Raw genomic sequence first — 16,902 nt, forward strand, 5'->3', positions numbered from 1 at the left:
GAGATGGCTGTACCGAAGAAAAAAACCTCCAAAGGCAAACGTAATCAGCGTCATGCCATCTGGAAAGGTAAAGCCGCCACAGCGGCTCAACGCGCTCTATCAATCGGCAAATCGGTTCTAAGTGGTCGAGCACAAGGATTTGTTTATCCAATGCAAGAGTCTGATGATGATGAGTCTTGATATCCCCTCTGACCGACCCACATCAACTGGCGTGCAGGCGTAAGGGTAGCGACGACATCAGCCTCTATCCCATCGAGACAAGTTAAGGGAATAGAGGCAAGGATCATGCGCACAAAACCCTCAAACGATTCTTGATCAAGGCAAACACCACGATTTAGTTGCATCAAGCTCTCCTGGTTAGCTTTCCAAATTCGTGTAGAGCTTGGGTCGATTGCTTTCAGGTGCCAGAGAGTATCTAAACGGTCCCATATCGGCACATAGCCGTTCAACGCCTCTTGGACAACAAGGCGATAATCATGCTCAAGCTTGTTCAGCGGTGGTACGAGCTGATCCGAAAATTGGCCTGCCTCTGCAAATTTGCAAGGCAAGCAACCAAGGATCCATCCTTCTATGACAAGTACCTTTGGATGAGAAAGGTGCCAGCCATCTCGATCACCTCGACCATGGCGGAGCGCTTTGTCGAAGATCGGTGCTTTTAAGTGACCAGTTGACTGCCATGTATCCAGCACACTGGCCAACAAATCGAGATCATGGCTGCCTGGAAGCGCTCTAGGCACTCTCCAGGGATTACCGCTCATGCTTCGATCGAGCTCAGGGAATGGCCAATAAAAATCATCCAATGAAATCACCTTGATCGGCCAACCAAGTTCTCCAGCAGCGGCTTCGAGCCAACAACCAAGGCTCGTCTTTCCGCAACCCGGAAGGCCTGTTATACCAAGCAATGATCGATCGCTTTTGCCAAGACACCCTTCCACAAGTGTGAGTAACGGCAAACCAAGCCCCCAAATCCAATCGGTGCGGGTAGATGGATGCCAGAAAGGCCTTTTTAGCGAGATGCCGCCTCGCTTTTGCCAATGGATAAGCCAAGCTTGTGGATCAGGCCAACCCAATTGAACGAGTAACTGTTCAAGAGGTTGAATTGGAAAGAGAATCTGGGGGTCGGCAGGGTCAGACCAAGGCGTTAAAAATTTATTTTGATGATGATCAAGAACCAAGCTTGAAGGCCTCGAGGACAACTGCATAAACCGCGCCAATCCTCAGGTTGTCCAAAGCCAACCAGTGCAACGGCCAAGGCTCAATCTCAACACGGCTGCGCAAGAAGACCAATAGCTCAATGATCAAAACCATCACAATGACAACAAGCGGTCTCATATCAATCTTCTGCAGGTAATAGACAGTGAGGTTGCTACCGAGATAAAAACCAAGCAACAAAGCGATCAGAGCAATGCTGCGCCGCCGCCATGATCCAAGCCAAGCTTGAGCAAAATGCCCCCACAGCTGACGCTGGAATCGTGCAAAGCGTGTGTTTTGTAGGCTCATGAAGGAGCCATATCGATGAGTCTTTGTAAGTACTCCAGCTTGACCAGCTCTTGAACACAAGGGGGGCCTACGAGCACTTTGCAGGGCAACCCTTTGTCACCAAGATGGTCGAACACCGCATTGGCTTGGTGGAACTGTGATTTCAGCTCCTGATCCCATGGGGATGGGGTGAGCAGGCATGGCAGATTTGCAGCTCTAGCGGCAGCAAGTCCAGCTGCAGAATCTTCGATCACTATCACCTCATTCTTGTTGAAACCACTCGCGCAAAGTGCATGCAGATAGCCCTCTGGATGTGGCTTGCCAAGGCAAACATCCTCAGCGGTGATGCATCCCTGGAATGGTGAATCACCATGAGGGAAATTCACCTCAAGTAAGGCGTTAACAGAGTCGCGACCGCTTGTGGTTACCACCCATTGCTCCACTCCATTCAGTTGGAGTTCCGTGAGAAGACGCCGCACACCCGGCCTCCAAGGGACGTATCCAGAACGTATTCTTTCGATGTAGTGGTGTTGTTTACGTCTACGCAACTGAGCCAAAAACTCTTCATTGAACTCTTCTCCCAGGCGCCCAGCATAGGTCTCAACACGTTGTCTCCCACCTGGTATTCGTAGAAGTTCAGCGTAGAGGTGGCGATCCCAAAACCAAGCAAGTTCCGCCTCGACAAACGCTGCATTAAAGGCCACGCGATGGCCTTCCATTTCTGTGTCAGCAAGGGTGCCATCAACGTCCCAGAACACTGAACAAAGCTTGTTCATGTCTAGCGGCGATACAACTCCCTGACAGCTTGAAGCAACGCTAAAAATGCAAAAGGTTGCCTAGGACCATTGTCATCATCCGAACATCCCACCTGGAGCTGGCAGCTGCCGAGGCCCATCCCCTCTGACCCTCTGCCAGAAGTTCCTCTTCCTTTGCCTCTAAGGGCCGTGCTGGTTCGCAGAGGCGTGCTGGATTCCTCTACAGCTACAACGATCCTGGAACCACCCAAACCACCAGATCCTTGCGATCACTTTCCTGATCTAGCGAAGGCCATTGTGCGTCTGCAGGGAGCCTGTCAAATAGCAGAATCAGTCGCCATCTGTGGCGACTACGACGCCGATGGGATGACCAGCACAGCCTTGCTAATGGTGACGTTGAAGTGTCTTGGCGCTCAACCAATAGCTGCGATCCCGAACCGAAAAAGTGAAGGCTACGGTCTCAATCGCGACATGGTGACAAGGCTTCATGAACAGGGAATTCGACTGATTGTCACCGTCGACAACGGTGTAACAGCCCAAGAGGCACTGCAACAGGCAGAAAACCTCTCTATGGAGGTGATCCTCACCGACCACCACACGCTCCCAGACTCACCTCTTAATGTGCTCTGCCTGCTTCATCCATCAGTAACACCTCAAGACTCACCCTACCGATGCCTGGCAGGCGTAGGTCTGGCATACCTGCTTGCTTCATCTCTTGCTGAAGCGATGGATTGCAAAGAAGCTATAGGGCCTGCAAGAGATTTATTCTGTATTGGCACAGTAGCGGATATGGCACCGCTCACTGGTGCAAATCGAGCCTTCTTGAAAGAAGGTCTGAACAATCTGCATCGAACCCGATGTAAAGGCCTTAGAGCTCTCCAACGGCTGGCTGGTATAGAAGAACGTCCCCTTAAAGCCGAAGACATCGGTTTCCAGCTAGCCCCAAGGATCAATGCCGTAGGGCGTCTAGGTGATCCGCAGCTCGTGGTGAAACTTTTGACTGTCGATAACGAAGACGAGGCCATGACCCTTGCTCGTCAATGTGACCAGCTCAACCGGCAGCGCAAGGATCTCTGTAATGCCATTGAGGCAGAAGCTATAGCCCTGGTTGAGGCCGAGGGTGCAACACCTCCACCATTTTTGATGCTTGCTCAGAATCATTGGCACCATGGCGTGATCGGAATCGTGGCAGCTCGTCTAATGGAAAGATATTTTCGCCCAACTGCATTACTTGCTGGTGAGGGAGACGGACGACTACGTGCCTCTGTACGTGCACCATCTGGGTTCGCTGTGAATGATTCTCTCAAGGCCTGTGCTGTTCATCTTGATCGCTTTGGTGGCCATTCAGCAGCAGGTGGTTTTACGATTCGAGCTGAAAAAGTAGGAGCACTGCATGAAGCATTAAATAAGCTGGCTAGCAATTGGCATGCAACTGTTGGTGGTGGGGTCTCTATTTCACCAGAAACACTTTTAAAGCTTCATGAGATCAACTTGGATCTATGGAATAGCCTTCAGCAACTAGAGCCCTTTGGCATTGGTCACCCAGTTCCACTGTTCTGGGCAAGGAATTGTCTTGTTGTTGACCAGCACAGAATGCGTGGTGGTCACCTGCAACTAATTTTGGCCCAAGGTGACTGCCAGAGAAGGGCAATTGCGTGGCGATGGATAAGCGAAGCCCAAGTTCCTGAACGGATTGACGTAGCATTTCGAATCAACATGAACCACTGGCAAGGGGAGGACCGCCTGCAGATGGAGGTTGTCGCCCTACGGGCATATTGCCCTGAAATCAACCTTCATCGCAAAGATAAAACCTATCGCTGCCTTATCGACAAAGAAGGTCAAATGGTACTAGTTAATCCTAAAGGTGAGGTTCTAAAAGCCATCTTGTCAAGCAATGGAAAGCTTAAATGCTCTGACAGTCGAGCTAGACATCCTTACATTCATAACCTGATCGAAGAGGGATTAATAGGTCTGGGACTTCGCCCATGAGTTTTGATCTACGACGGCTCGAACAATTAATCCCAGGAGTGATTGGAAGAAAACAATCTGAGATTATTCAGCTCTTTCAACATCTTTTATGTCTTTTGATTATTGGCCTTCTAATCGGCCTTGCATGCCTGCCACTCAACCTGATTGATGGAATTCAAAAGTCGCTATTTCACCAGTTACCAGCAACAACAGGAAGTGCATGGCGGCCCATTGGTCTGATATTGGCACTTTTGCCGATAGGAGTGATGCCAATCCTCTTGTTACTGCAGCGGGGGCCATGGCGAGATGCAGCTGGCTCTGGGATACCCCAGACGATGAATGCTCTTGAAGATCACTCACAGCTAGCACCTGCTCTCGCTGCACCTAGAACGATTCAACGTGGCTTTCTCTGGACTATTGCAACGGTTGCCCTTTTCCCTCTTGGACGGGAAGGGCCAGTGGTGCATGTAGGAGCAGCTGTTGCACGTGCAATTCACAAACGTTTTAAGCGTTGGCTCCCTTCACTGAATGAGCGTCAGATTGTCGCTATTGGTGGCGGTGCCGGACTTGCAGGAGGCTTCAATACGCCTCTACTAGCACCAATATTCATGATTGAGGAACTCACAACTGAATATTCCCTCACTTTGATTTGGCCTGCTCTTGTGATTGGAATCTCCGCGGCTTGGTTTAGCAGCGTTGGCGGAGAACCAATCTTCGGTCTTGGCATGATCAATGTAATGGCTCCAGAATCCGAGCAGCTCTTAATTGCTATTCCAATTGGGATTTTGGCTGGGCTTGTGGGGGGATTCTTTAATCGAGGCCTTGTCTGGTGCTCTTCATTTCTTGAACCATGGGTACGTCAACGACCAATCCGCACTGGGCTTTTGCTTGGAATATGCCTAAGCGCCTTGGCTCTAACCAGCTGGGGGACAAGCACAGGTGATGGAGAGGGGCTTCTGCAATTGTTGATTCAAGAAGGCATGCCGAACCATTTCGCTGATGGTGGTTCTATTTCACAAGGAATAACGTCTATATGGATCACCTTGGTTCGCGTCTTGGCTCCGATGATTGCACTTTCACCTGGTGTACCTGGAGGCCTTATTGACCCTTCACTTGCGTTTGGAGGCCTCCTCGGTTACACATTCTGTGGATTGGTTGGTTCAAGCACTCATCTCGGCCTAGCGCTTGGTATGGCTGCTGGTTTGGCTGGTGCCACACAGCTTCCCCTTGTCTCGATTGTGTTCGCCTGGAGACTAGTTGGCGATCAGCAACTTTTTGCAGGTGTGATTCTTTGTTCAGTGCTGGCCGCCTACATAGGACGTTTGGTGGCACGTAAGCCCGTCTATCACGCTCTTGCCGAACTTCAAAGACCTAATCGGTTTTGATAGAAGCATAGAAATATAATTGCTGGACCGGCTAGGGCGACTGCGCCAAGTGGCCCAAAGATCTCGAGAATGCGGATGGCAGTGTCCATAGCGACTTAGAGATGATCCCTTTTGACTGGTAGAGAATACGAGATTGCCCTCACATAAAGTGTGACTGATTACCGACTCTGTGATGCCTTGTCACAGCATGAAGGATGAGCGATGCCTGGACGAAGTGGCAATGCATTCAAAATTGCGGAGCCTGCTGCCGTCTAGATCCCACTGATCGAGGAGAAGCGATCGCAGTACTGAATGAAAGGCAGCAAGAGATTTATTTCGGGATGGTCAACCCCGACGGCTGGTGCAAGCATTACGACACTGGTGGACGTCGTTGTCGCATCTATAACTCCCGCCCTGATTTCTGCAGGGTTGGTTTACTGGCATCACTTTTCAATCTGCCGCAGGACAAATCAGAATCATTTGCAATCCACTGCTGCCGCCAGCAGATTCGATCTGTCTATGGCGGTAGAAGCAGAGAGCTACGAACCTTTGAACGTAGCCTGCGCCTGCCATTTCAAAAAGATGGTTAAGGCACCAACTTCTAAGGACACAATTGCAAAACCTGCTCCTGAGAACGGAGCAATGGGTTTCACAACGGTGTTGTTAACGACATTCACCACAGTCTTTTTGGCTGAACTTGGCGATAAAACCCAGCTAGCAACCCTCTTGCTATCAGCTCAGTCAGGCCAACCATGGGTTGTGTTTCTCGGGGCTGCCCTAGCTCTCATCTCCTCCAGTTTGGTGGGCGTCTTGGTGGGTCGCTGGCTGGCTGGAATCCTGCCACCAGAACGCCTGCAAAAAATGGCCGGGGTGCTGATGGTGGGCTTGGGGATATGGCTTGGACTACAAGCAACACAGTCTCTGCTAATCGCAAGCCAATAATTAAGTCTATGGATTTCACCCTGCTGTTATCGACATTCATCACAGTGTTCCTTGCCGAACTCGGTGACAAGACACAGCTGGCAACCGTAGCCATCAGTGGAACAACAAACAGACCTTTTGCTGTTTTTCTTGGTTCTGCAAGTGCTTTGGTCTTTGCAAGCCTGTTGGGGGCCATGGCCGGAGGATCGATGGCTGCTTTAATCCCTGAAAACCTTTTGCAATTGCTGGCTTCGTTAGGCTTTCTGATCATTGGCCTACGCCTTATGTTCTCAAACCTGAGTCTTTCTTCTGCAGAGGAGGAAGCCCCTGAGAAATAAATGCGATTAAATGTCTAGAATTAACTCACAGCCAATGTTGACTCTGCGCTGTCTTCGGATTCCTCTTTGGTGATGGCACCGCCGGTCATGAAGACTGGTCTTCTACCTTCCTATCTCAATGAAGTTCACGGTCGCTGACCTGCTTGACCAGTTACCCCCCACTGGGGGACTGGAGATCAAAAAACTCGAAAAAATTCTCAAGCTCACCACAAAGGCCGATCGCGACGGTCTTGAAACAGCCCTTCAGGCTCTCTTGAAGCTCGGCATTGTCAACAACGAAGAAGCCGGTGCAATAAAGCGTAGTGATGACGAGTCACTGATTGAAGCTCGTTTGCGCTGCAGCAGTAAAGGATTTTGCTTTGCCCTAAGAGATGATGGGGGAGACGATATCTATATTCGCGATCATCAGCTCAACCATGCCTGGAACGGAGATCGGGTACTAGTCCGCATCACAAGAGATGGGGGACGTCGAAGATCGCCAGAAGGTGGGGTGCAATGCATCCTCGAAAGGAGCACCACCAGCTTGCTTGGTCATGTTGAACGCAAAGATCAAAATATCCTTGCAATACCTCTTGATGACCGCATCCTTGCAACGATCCAACTGCCAGATGGTGATCAAGCCCATCTAAATGATGGGGAGCAGACAAGCGTGGTGGAGGTGAAGCTTGATCGCTATCCCATTGCCCAGTTCCCCGCTGAAGGGCATGTAGCACGGTCACTTCCCTTGAATGGAGGCCCCTCAAGTGATCGTGATCTTCTTCTTACCAAAGCAAACCTTCAAGATCGACCTGCTCCACCACGCAGCAGCCTAAAGACCCCAACGGCTAAACATCGGCAAGATCTGAGCTCGCAACCAGCGTTGCTACTGCGCAGCTGGCAGGTATCTGATGCGCCACCCCTACCAGCGGTCTATGTGGAGCCCCATGCAGGTGGCACACGTCTGTGGATTCATGCGCCTGCTGTAGCAGAACGTCTGAGTATTGGGAACAACCTGGATCTCTGGCTAAGAGATCGAGCGGAAGCTCTCTGCCTTGGAGAACTTTGGCATCCCCTACTCGGCCAAATTCTTTCAAAAGCCTGTTCATTTAAAGTTGGGGAAATCAACGATGCAGTAAGCGTTGCTCTCGACATCTCGGCAGATGGTGAGGTAACTAATTGGCATTTCAGCCTTAGTTCAATCAAGCCAGTAGCCGAAATCGAACCTAAGACCCTCACAGCTCTTAGCAACAGGAAACCAAAGGCAAGAACAGTCCCTGCTGCTCTGAAGCCCGTTAAGGATCACTTAGCCCAACTCGAGACATTAATCTTTTGTGCTCGTACATTGCAAATGGGAGAACAGGCCAGTGGCTCTATAGAGCTTGATCTGGCTGTTCCAGAACTTCAATGTCTTGGCGACCTCCGCTGGGCAGACCCTGATTCATATCATCATCAATGGGCTCTTCCTCTTAATCAAACTGACCCCCAATCAGTTTTGAGCCCAATGATTAGAGCTGCTCATCGTGCCTGGGCGCAACATGCCCAGAACTTGCAACTCCCTGGCCTGGTGATTGAGGCATCAGAAGCAGACAACAACACCTTGAACGACGTTGCTAAATCAGCATTAGCTCTTGATATTGCCTTGGAACTTGATGAAGAAGGTAGACCTGCTGCCACAGAGCTTGCAAAAGCATTTTCGACAACAGCCTGTCGAAGAGTGCTGGATCAGCAACTACGCCATGCACTGCCAGAAACTTTGTTAAGACTGGGAATTAATGATAGTCAGAAAGAGAATGAAAACATTGAATCCGACCATGAAGACACAAAGACAAAGGATTCGAACCTACAATCACCTTGGTGCTGTCCAACTATCCATTACACCGATCTTGTTAATCAAGAGATCATAGTGTCACTTTTAAGTAACGGTAAAGATCGTCCAAATGTCCGACAAAAGGAAAAAGTGGTTCTGGGGTCCCGTGAATGCTGGCAACAAATCAAATGGCCACTATTCAGCACTAGCCAAGCAAAGAACCTAGAAGAAATTTGCAGTAAAAGCCTCGTGCATCGCCTCAACACACTGCGCCGTCAAGCTGAAGAGCTTCGACAAGACCTGATCGCTATGGTTCAGGCACGTATCGTGGAACCCCTTGTTGGGGAAGAGCATCAGGGGGTGATAAGCGGAGTGCAGAGTTATGGGTTCTTTGTGGAAATTCCACCTTCTATGGCAGAGGGCCTTGTCCACGTCAGCTCTTTAAATGACGATTGGTACGAATATCGCTCACGTCAAAACCGATTGGTGGGTCGGAAGAATCGCAAGATCTATCAACTTGGTGATCAAGTAAACGTGAAGGTTGTCAAAGTTGACGCCTTAAGGAACCAAATTGACCTCGAAGTTAATGGATCAGCAATAACTGTTGAAGCCAATATGAATGTTAATTCTGATCTAACCAATCAAGCAAAAACAACAAAAAAAAGTGAGGTCAAAGGCAAAATCACCAAGAATAATGAACAACTAGTCAGCTCAAGTGAGGCATAGTTTGTGGATCCCTATGTCCTTGCCGTTTCTGGAGCTTCAGCTCAACCTCTAGCGGAAAGATCGCTGCAGCTCTTGCTTGAAAACAACCGTGACGTCCATTTGATTTTCAGCCACGGGGCTCTTCAAGTGTGGAAAGCCGAAAGAGGAATTGAAGTTCCAGTGGATCCTTCTGATCAGGAGAAATTCTGGCGCGATCATCTACAAGTAAACAATGGCAATCTGACATGCCATCGCTGGAATGATCAATCTGCCTGCATCGCAAGCGGTAGTTTCCGCACCCGCGGGATGGCAATCGTGCCCTGCAGTATGGGCACAATTGGTCGAATCAATGCTGGCGTATCAATCGATCTAATCGAGCGTTGTGCAGACGTTCACCTCAAAGAGGGGAGGCCTCTGGTGATTGCGCCAAGGGACATGCCCTGGAGCATCATTCATCTTCGCAACCTCACATCACTTGCAGAAGCAGGAGCCAAAATTGCGCCACCAATTCCTGCCTGGTACACAAAACCAAACACAATTGAAGAGATGGTTGATTTTCTTGTTGTGAGATTGTTCGACCTCTTTGATGAAAGGCTCGCCCCCATTAACCGCTGGAATGGTCCTTCACAATGACAAGACTGCAAAAGTACTTACTTTTGCCTTGCCTGAGTCCTCTGCTGGCTGTGGTTGTAGTAGCAGGTTTCAATCTCAACCAACCTGTCAACCTACGGATATTGAATTGGCGATCTCCAACCTGGACACTAGGTGGGTGGATGGTCCTTGGCAGCAGCGCAGGGGCAATTTTCGCCCTAACCACAAGTCTCTCCTTACCACTAAGCAGAGACCCCTTACATGATCATTTCCATCAAGGGGTAAGAGAGGCTTCGCCCAATACCAGCACCACGTGGCAACGAAATTGGCAGGTAGCCAACGATGAACCATCCCAATCAAGACCAAAGCATGATGAGAACCCAGAACGGGATTTAAGAGATCCATCTCCCACGGTGGCTGTGCCATTCCGAGTCGTACGAAGATCATCAGTAAGGCGGCAAACGCATGCTGAGAAATCGCCCCAGCGTCCACCTGTCGAGAGCAACGTTCCACATAGATATTCATCAACAGAAAATGATTCTTGGGGAGATTCACTCAGTGAGGACTGGTAAACCAATAGCGCATCGAACTCAACGGATCGTTGAGTTCGTCGCCAAGCTGTTTAAAGTTCATTCGTCTGTACTGATCCAGTGAACGACAACGACAACCGCGTAAATCCTAATGCTGATGGTCAAAAGCCAGCTGAACAAAAACCAACTCTAGAGAATCCAGTGAAAACCAACCCCACTGAAGATCAACAGGAGGGAGCAAAGCCCCAAACCGCCAAACCTCCAGCTCCAAAGGTAGAAGACAAACCTTTTGAGACCTTTATTCGTGATGACTTTCTTCCAAACATAAAACAAGCACTTACTGAAAGAGGTATGCCACCATCAACTCTTGAGCTGATTCAGGGAGATCGACCAGTTGTCGGTGATCCTTGCTGGATGGTCTGTGGTGAGATCCCCCTCGGTCGTCGCTTTTGGCTTTGCTTTGCAAGTGATTCAATCGCTTCTAAAAAGACTATTTCTCTAGCTGAGACTGGAACAGAACCAAGTCTCATAGAGCCATTCCTAATTGATGAAAAAAAGATGACATTGACTTTATTGCGCTCACGTCTGTTGCAGCGGCTCAATGGTCAGAAATGGTTGACTGCAAACTGAGAGACTTATTAGCCTGTTCAGGCTTTTAAACGTATTTTCGGCGTTTCCGAAGCCACGATGCAGAGAACGAAATAAGCATTTTTTTTGCGGTTCGCCTGGATCGGCGCTGTCCATCTACATATCTACGCAAATTCTCTCCATAATCAACGCAAGCTGCAGGAGAAATGGTTGGTCTCGACCTACACCCCAGATCAAAGCCTGGTGCATAAGGCAGAAGCCTTGAATAGGCACTGGCAACCACAACTGGAATTACTACTAGCGCGTGGTCGAACTGCCGGTGCTGATCTGGTGGAGGTCTACCTGGAGCAAATTGATCATCTCAGCGTCCTTGCTGAACAAGACACCATTACCAGTGTCACTCCATCCTTCGGCAGGGGTGCTGGGATCAGGGTGTTCCTGGGCAAACAAGATGGCTTTGTCAGTACCAATGATCTTTCAGATGCAGGCCTGAAGCATGCATTAGAGCAAGCTCTCAGCATGCTTGGGCTTGAGGTTAATGAGGCTGGTCGCTCATCATTTAATGGTCTGCCGAACCTTCGTGATTTCGCAATCGATAAGGCCGACTGGCTCAACCAATGCCCAGAGCTGTATGAAGCAAGTGATCGCCTTCTAAATGGAACTCAATTGCTTGATCAATATGGAACCCATCTGCAGGTGCGGCGAGGCAGTTATGCCCGCGACTGGCAGGAGGTTCTCGTGGCTGCAAGTGATGGCACCTTTGGACGCGACATCCGTTTGCATCAGTCCATAGGACTTAATGTCCTTGCTACAGATGGCGAGCACCGCTCAAGCATTGGTCGCCGTTATGGCACATCGGGACGTCCAGACGACCTTCGCAAGTGGGATGCCGAAACGAGCGCCAAGGAAGTTTGCGAAAGCGCAGGCACGATGCTTTATGCCGATTACGTGGACGCCGGTCAAATGCCAGCAGTACTCGCCAACCGCTTTGGCGGTGTGATTTTTCACGAAGCATGTGGGCATTTGCTCGAGACAACTCAGATCGAGCGCGGTACAACACCTTTCAGCGACAAGTTGAACCAATCGATCGCCCATGAAGCTGTAACGGCAATCGATGAGGGGATTACTGATGGGGCCTTCGGTTCCCTGAGCATGGATGACGAAGGCATGGAAAGTCAGCGAACGGTATTAATTGAAAACGGTGTGCTCAAGCAATTCATCAGCGATAGAGCCGGTGAGCTCCGTACCGGTCACCAGCGCACAGGCAGCGGCCGACGTCAGTCCCACACATTCGCTGCAGCTAGCCGCATGCGCAACACTTATATCGCCGCCGGCCAGCACTCACCGGAACAACTCATCGCCTCGATCGACCGAGGCCTTTACTGCAAATCAATGGGTGGAGGCAGCGTTGGACCCACAGGTCAATTTAATTTTGCTGTAGAAGAGGGCTATCTGATCGAGAAAGGCAAGCTCGGCAAACCTGTTAAAGGAGCCACTCTGATTGGCGAAGCAAAAGATGTGATGCCACGGATTTCGATGTGTGCCAAGGATCTTGAGCTGGCAGCCGGTTTCTGCGGGTCAATAAGCGGTAACATTTTTGTCACCGTAGGGCAGCCTCATATCAAAGTCGATTCAATCACCGTGGGAGGGCGTTGATGATGTCCGAAATACAAGCAGCAAATGCAATCGAACTCGACACTCATTCTCTACGGGATAAACTAAGTCAACTTGCTAGCCGCGAGAGTATCCACCAATGGGATTTAGGAGCAGCATGCAGCACAGATAGTTCTGTTCAAATTGATCATGGCGAAGCCAAGCAAATGAAGGGTGCGCAACGCAGCTCAATCACAGTACGTGTATGGAACAACAAAGGGCTTGTAGGAATCACAAGCACGTCAGATCTTTCAGAAAAAGGAATAGAGAAAGCGCTTATTGGTGCTCGTCAGGCAAGTGACTTTGGCAACGCCGATGACGTTCCTGCCTTCTCAACACTCGCTAAATCTCCGTTACCAAAGCTAGAGCGACCTCTAAGACCAGCACAGGGAATTCAACGAATGCTTGAGGTTCTTAAAGAGGCCGAAGCTGATCTTCTTAGTCGACATCCTGCTATACAGAGCATTCCTTACAACGGACTAGGAGAAGCAACCTACGAACGAGTTTATCTCAATAGCGATGGTGCGCTTCGTCAAATGAAGCGTAGTCAAGCCAGCCTTTACCTTTTTGCCCGCGCAGAAGAAAGTGGACGTAAACCACGCAGTGGTGGTGCAATTCGCCTTGCTCTAGGTAGTCACGATCTGGATATTGATGGATGTATTGATGAAGCAGCAGAACGAACAATCAGTCATCTTGACTATCAGCCGATCGACACTGGGTGTTATCTCGTCTGCTTTACACCAGAGGCTTTCCTAGACTTGATCGGTGCCTTCAGCAGCATGTTCAATGCCAGAGCAGTGCTCGATGGCGTCAGCCTCAGCCAACGAGAAACAATCGGCAAAAATATCGCCGTTCCATTCTTCTCCCTTCATGATAATGGCCTACATCCTGCACATGTAGGGGCCTCTAGTTTCGATGGTGAAGGCACACCTACTCAAAAACTTTGCTTAATCAACGGTGGAAGACTTGAGAGTTTCCTGCACTCGGAAGCTACCGCAAGGGCATTTGGTGTACCACCAACTGGCCATGCCGGACTGGGAGCAAAGGTATCAGTGGGACCCGATTGGTTTGAAGTGAGCAAAACTGAAGGTCAAAACAGTGCAAATACTCATCTGCAACACAGCAGGAGCAAAGAAACCTTCGTGTTAATCGAAGGGTTAAATGCTCTACATGCTGGGGTTAAAGCGAGTCAGGGTTCATTCTCTCTGCCATTTAATGGTTGGTTGGTCATCAAAGGGGAAAGGGTGTCGATCGAAGCAGCGACAGTTGCTGGAGACATCCGTACGCTGTTGAATAGCATTGTGAATATGGAAGCTGAACAGGTGATCACACCTGGTGGGGTATCTCCTCATGTGTGGGTCGAAGGCTTATCAATTACCGGTGAAGCATGAGGGTGCTGTTCTGGGGTACCCCCAGCTATGCAGTGCCAACTCTGGATGCCTTAAATGACTCAGGCTATGAAATTGTTGGCGTGGTGAGCCAGCCTGATCGTCGTCGGGGGCGTGGTAATCAGCAAATGGCGTCACCCGTCAAACAACGAGCAATGGATCAGGGGTTGCGTGTATTCACCCCTGAACGGATTAGGGATGAGGGCAACATTCAAGCAGAATTAAAATCACTAAAGGCTGATATTTCTGTTGTAGTCGCCTTTGGGCAGCTTCTTCCTTCAACAGTTCTCAATCAACCTCCTCTCGGTTGCTGGAACGGTCACGCTTCGCTGCTACCCCGCTGGCGAGGAGCAGGACCGATTCAATGGAGTTTGCTAAGTGGTGACAGCGTGACAGGCGTTGGAATCATGGCAATGGAAGAGGGGCTTGATACAGGCCCTGTTTTAGTCCAAGAAAGGGTTGCTATCGGCTTACTCGAAAATGCGAATCAGCTGTCTAATCGTTTGAGCTCGATAACAGCAAAATTGTTTTTAGAATCAATGCCAAGGATTGCAGCAGCAGGCCCTGGAGTCGAATCGGAACGTTGGAAACAATTGGAAGTCATCAAGCAGGAAGAGATTGAAGGTGACCCGACATATGCCCGAATGCTCTCGAAAAAAGACCACATTCTTGATTGGAATCAATCTGCAATGGATTTGCATCGCAGGGTTATGGGCCTTTATCCAAACGCATTCAGCAGCTGGAATAACAAAAGGCTGAAAGTACAAGCCACTGAGCCACTTGATGAGGAATTGAAATCCAAGCTTTCTGAAGAAGTAAGGCCACTGGTCGGACGCTGGCAAGATGGAGAACATGAACCAGGAAAGATCCTGGCCTGCGAATCCGATCTGGGCCTAGTCGTAAGTACAAAAACGTGCCCTTTACTCATTCGACAAGGCCAATTGGAAGGCAAAAGCAAGGCGCTTGGAGAGGTGTTAATACAACAATTGCAAGCGACTGTTGGCCAGGATCTTGGAGTGGGGTTCAACATCTAACTCAAGGGTTATCATTGCCAGATGTCCTCCTTTAGCGTGTTTCAAAAATTGTCATAGGTTCAAACCAGACTTGACCAATCCTGACAGGAGCATGCTTAGAAGACCAATGTCAAAAGGCGAAAGGAATAGAGAAATCACAAACAGCGCAGTTATGAGTTGGTGCGGTCAATAATGCCTAGAAAGACTGGCATTAGCCGTTGGTGATGCAGATCCAGGTAAAGTTGTGCCACACAGACCCAAATCGTTGCATTGTGCACGTTTCGGGTTGGGAAGGTGGTGATCCTCTGGGAAGTGCCTTAGGAGAGGGACCGACAGCTGAGTCTGCAGAAGACCGAGCCATAGGAAGACTGATCCAACGACTAGCCAACAAGACAAGCCATCTCAATGATAGTGATTTAGTTGAGACTCAAGAAACTGATTCAGATTCAAGCACTAATAAAAGATTAATCAGCGTGCCATTCAAAAAAGATGAGAAGAATCATCAAGCAAATAATAAAGAACAATTATCAACATCAGAGCAACAAGTAGAGGCTCTAACAGATCCCGAAGACTGGAGTGATGAATTGGCAGCAATAGATCATGAGCTACAAAGAGTCGGATGGGATAGAGAAGAAGAGATGCTTTACCTGCAGAAGTGCTTTGGTCACTCAAGTCGTCATCGCATCACTCGTTACAGTGAGTTAAATTCCTATCTTAATCTACTTAAAGGATTAAAGCCTGGAGAAGACCCTAATGAGGCTAACCAACCATTACGCCGAACAGATCTTCTGAGCCAATGTGATCAATTGCTCGAGAAACTTAGATGGACACCAGAGCAAGGCAGAAGATACCTACAAGAGCAACTAAAAGCGAGAAGTCGACAACAATTAAATGATCAACAATTGCTGAGTTTTAACATGCTTCTAGAAGCAGAGCTGATATCAAATGGGCAATAATCGACATAAATATATTGTCTGCATGATTCGTATATATTGACTATTTGATAAAGAAAAAATTTAAAGTTAGCGATCATCGAGACAGTCGATGATAAATATATCGCAAAGGCTGTATAAAAGCTATAGAGTGGCATCAATGTAGACCAATTAAGTATGGCTTTTAAGTTTGTTCGGAATTAATATACACAAACGCTAAAGGTCCATAAGATAAATTCAAGAGGTATCAATACTCTAGGTCAACATGAGCTTGATAGATAATCTGAATTGGAAGCCTGAAAGGAGGATTGGATGCCTATAAAATAAGGCTGTTGAGCATGCGGCGACAATTAGACCGAACTATCCTGTTGCATCGGAAAGAATCAATGGCACAGAATCAGGCCTCAGGGAATAGCATCTTGCACGATATTATGAATCTAAAACTCTTAAGCTGTCAAAAGATCCACAATAAGTTGTTGTCATCAGTGGGAGCTTAATTAGGAGGACGACATAAGAGTTAAACTGCCAATTGAAATCCAGGAAGAGATACTGCTAGTCTGTTCGCTGAATAGTTTGCGTTGGTATATTGCATAAATTGTTAGCGTTAAATAATTTTAGCCTGAATAATCAACTGAGTCGTCAAAATACGAAGATGCCGCAACCCGTGCCGTCAAGACAGGAAAGATCTACCAGAAAGCGGTGAGCTAAGTGCTACGAAGGTCCTGTCAGGGGGGGGGGGGTGAGGCCCAGGGGTAACCAGTGTGATCTACTGCAGCGCAAGGGTTTATGAGTCTTAACGTCGCATCCAAGAGGCCAATGAGAAGCTCACCAGAATATCAATATTATTACGCCATAACTGCAGAATTTACAAACCAGTTGCCTGCACGATAA

General features: G+C 48.8%; 17 protein-coding genes. 14 read left to right on the top strand and 3 right to left on the bottom strand.

What is annotated here, in order from left to right:
* The first annotated feature begins 3 nt into the window (after nt 1-3).
* Nucleotides 4-180 (top strand): 50S ribosomal protein L32, encoded by a 177-nt coding sequence (gene rpmF, locus SIB80_RS07640; protein ID WP_063420239.1) that lies wholly within the window; start codon nt 4-6, stop codon nt 178-180.
* Here the strand turns inward: rpmF and SIB80_RS07645 are convergent.
* The 3 genes from SIB80_RS07645 to SIB80_RS07655 are packed head-to-tail and all read right to left on the bottom strand — an operon-like array spanning nt 144 to nt 2,255.
* Nucleotides 144-1,175, bottom strand: a complete 1,032-nt coding sequence (locus SIB80_RS07645; RefSeq protein ID WP_236066100.1) for a kinase — start codon at nt 1,173-1,175, stop codon at nt 144-146. The genes rpmF and SIB80_RS07645 overlap by 37 nt on opposite strands.
* Entirely contained in the window at nt 1,165-1,500 is a 336-nt protein-coding gene (locus SIB80_RS07650; RefSeq protein WP_011130137.1) for a DUF565 domain-containing protein, read from the bottom strand. Before SIB80_RS07650 ends, SIB80_RS07645 begins: the two co-directional genes overlap by 11 nt.
* A complete protein-coding gene (locus SIB80_RS07655) occupies nt 1,497-2,255 on the bottom strand; it encodes an HAD-IA family hydrolase (RefSeq protein WP_063420241.1) in 759 nt (252 codons plus the stop codon). Before SIB80_RS07655 ends, SIB80_RS07650 begins: the two co-directional genes overlap by 4 nt.
* A gap of 69 nt (nt 2,256-2,324) precedes the next feature.
* Here SIB80_RS07655 and recJ point away from each other — a divergent pair, with 69 nt between their 5' ends.
* The 13 genes from recJ (at nt 2,325) to SIB80_RS07720 (ending at nt 16,035) form a co-directional block, all read left to right on the top strand.
* Complete coding sequence (gene recJ / locus SIB80_RS07660; RefSeq protein ID WP_063420242.1) at nt 2,325-4,223, top strand: single-stranded-DNA-specific exonuclease RecJ; 1,899 nt, start codon at nt 2,325-2,327, stop codon at nt 4,221-4,223.
* On the top strand, nt 4,220-5,587 hold the full coding sequence (locus tag SIB80_RS07665; RefSeq protein WP_063420243.1) for a chloride channel protein: 1,368 nt from the start codon (nt 4,220-4,222) through the stop codon (nt 5,585-5,587). Before recJ ends, SIB80_RS07665 begins: the two co-directional genes overlap by 4 nt.
* A 194-nt stretch (nt 5,588-5,781) precedes the next feature.
* On the top strand, nt 5,782-6,156 hold the full coding sequence (locus SIB80_RS07670) for a YkgJ family cysteine cluster protein (protein WP_063395924.1): 375 nt from the start codon (nt 5,782-5,784) through the stop codon (nt 6,154-6,156).
* A 52-nt stretch (nt 6,157-6,208) separates the two neighbouring features.
* The gene (locus SIB80_RS07675) at nt 6,209-6,508 is read left to right on the top strand and encodes a TMEM165/GDT1 family protein (RefSeq protein ID WP_063420360.1); all 300 of its coding nucleotides are present in this window, start codon (nt 6,209-6,211) and stop codon (nt 6,506-6,508) included.
* 8 nt (nt 6,509-6,516) lie between these two features.
* A complete protein-coding gene (locus tag SIB80_RS07680) occupies nt 6,517-6,825 on the top strand; it encodes a TMEM165/GDT1 family protein (RefSeq protein WP_063395925.1) in 309 nt (102 codons plus the stop codon).
* A gap of 118 nt (nt 6,826-6,943) precedes the next feature.
* Nucleotides 6,944-9,337: an RNB domain-containing ribonuclease gene (locus SIB80_RS07685; RefSeq protein ID WP_063420244.1), complete on the top strand. Its 2,394-nt coding sequence runs from the start codon at nt 6,944-6,946 to the stop codon at nt 9,335-9,337.
* A 3-nt stretch (nt 9,338-9,340) separates the two neighbouring features.
* Nucleotides 9,341-9,949 (top strand): flavin prenyltransferase UbiX, encoded by a 609-nt coding sequence (locus SIB80_RS07690; RefSeq protein WP_063420245.1) that lies wholly within the window; start codon nt 9,341-9,343, stop codon nt 9,947-9,949.
* Complete coding sequence (locus SIB80_RS07695; RefSeq protein ID WP_063420246.1) at nt 9,946-10,479, top strand: hypothetical protein; 534 nt, start codon at nt 9,946-9,948, stop codon at nt 10,477-10,479. The genes SIB80_RS07690 and SIB80_RS07695 overlap by 4 nt, the downstream gene beginning before the upstream one ends.
* A 78-nt stretch (nt 10,480-10,557) precedes the next feature.
* Complete coding sequence (locus tag SIB80_RS07700) at nt 10,558-11,067, top strand: DUF2996 domain-containing protein (RefSeq protein WP_063420247.1); 510 nt, start codon at nt 10,558-10,560, stop codon at nt 11,065-11,067.
* A gap of 168 nt (nt 11,068-11,235) precedes the next feature.
* Entirely contained in the window at nt 11,236-12,681 is a 1,446-nt protein-coding gene (locus SIB80_RS07705; RefSeq protein ID WP_063420361.1) for a TldD/PmbA family protein, read from the top strand.
* Nucleotides 12,681-14,069, top strand: a complete 1,389-nt coding sequence (locus tag SIB80_RS07710; RefSeq protein ID WP_063420248.1) for a TldD/PmbA family protein — start codon at nt 12,681-12,683, stop codon at nt 14,067-14,069. Before SIB80_RS07705 ends, SIB80_RS07710 begins: the two co-directional genes overlap by 1 nt.
* Nucleotides 14,066-15,100, top strand: a complete 1,035-nt coding sequence (gene fmt, locus SIB80_RS07715) for a methionyl-tRNA formyltransferase (RefSeq protein ID WP_063406933.1) — start codon at nt 14,066-14,068, stop codon at nt 15,098-15,100. Before SIB80_RS07710 ends, fmt begins: the two co-directional genes overlap by 4 nt.
* A 203-nt stretch (nt 15,101-15,303) precedes the next feature.
* Complete coding sequence (locus SIB80_RS07720; RefSeq protein ID WP_063420249.1) at nt 15,304-16,035, top strand: hypothetical protein; 732 nt, start codon at nt 15,304-15,306, stop codon at nt 16,033-16,035.
* Nucleotides 16,036-16,902: the final 867 nt, after the last annotated feature.

The organism is Prochlorococcus sp. MIT 1327 (assembly GCF_047304785.1).
Taxonomy (GTDB): domain Bacteria; phylum Cyanobacteriota; class Cyanobacteriia; order PCC-6307; family Cyanobiaceae; genus Prochlorococcus; species Prochlorococcus marinus_D.

Coding starts and splice junctions, on each gene's coding strand:
- rpmF (WP_063420239.1), top strand. CDS start 4: ATGGCTGTACCGAAGAAAAAAACCTCCAAAGGCAAACGTAATCAGCGT.
- SIB80_RS07650 (WP_011130137.1), bottom strand. CDS start 1,500: ATGAGCCTACAAAACACACGCTTTGCACGATTCCAGCGTCAGCTGTGG.
- SIB80_RS07655 (WP_063420241.1), bottom strand. CDS start 2,255: ATGAACAAGCTTTGTTCAGTGTTCTGGGACGTTGATGGCACCCTTGCT.
- SIB80_RS07665 (WP_063420243.1), top strand. CDS start 4,220: ATGAGTTTTGATCTACGACGGCTCGAACAATTAATCCCAGGAGTGATT.
- SIB80_RS07670 (WP_063395924.1), top strand. CDS start 5,782: ATGAGCGATGCCTGGACGAAGTGGCAATGCATTCAAAATTGCGGAGCC.
- SIB80_RS07675 (WP_063420360.1), top strand. CDS start 6,209: ATGGGTTTCACAACGGTGTTGTTAACGACATTCACCACAGTCTTTTTG.
- SIB80_RS07680 (WP_063395925.1), top strand. CDS start 6,517: ATGGATTTCACCCTGCTGTTATCGACATTCATCACAGTGTTCCTTGCC.
- SIB80_RS07685 (WP_063420244.1), top strand. CDS start 6,944: ATGAAGTTCACGGTCGCTGACCTGCTTGACCAGTTACCCCCCACTGGG.
- SIB80_RS07695 (WP_063420246.1), top strand. CDS start 9,946: ATGACAAGACTGCAAAAGTACTTACTTTTGCCTTGCCTGAGTCCTCTG.
- SIB80_RS07710 (WP_063420248.1), top strand. CDS start 12,681: ATGATGTCCGAAATACAAGCAGCAAATGCAATCGAACTCGACACTCAT.
- fmt (WP_063406933.1), top strand. CDS start 14,066: ATGAGGGTGCTGTTCTGGGGTACCCCCAGCTATGCAGTGCCAACTCTG.
- SIB80_RS07720 (WP_063420249.1), top strand. CDS start 15,304: ATGCAGATCCAGGTAAAGTTGTGCCACACAGACCCAAATCGTTGCATT.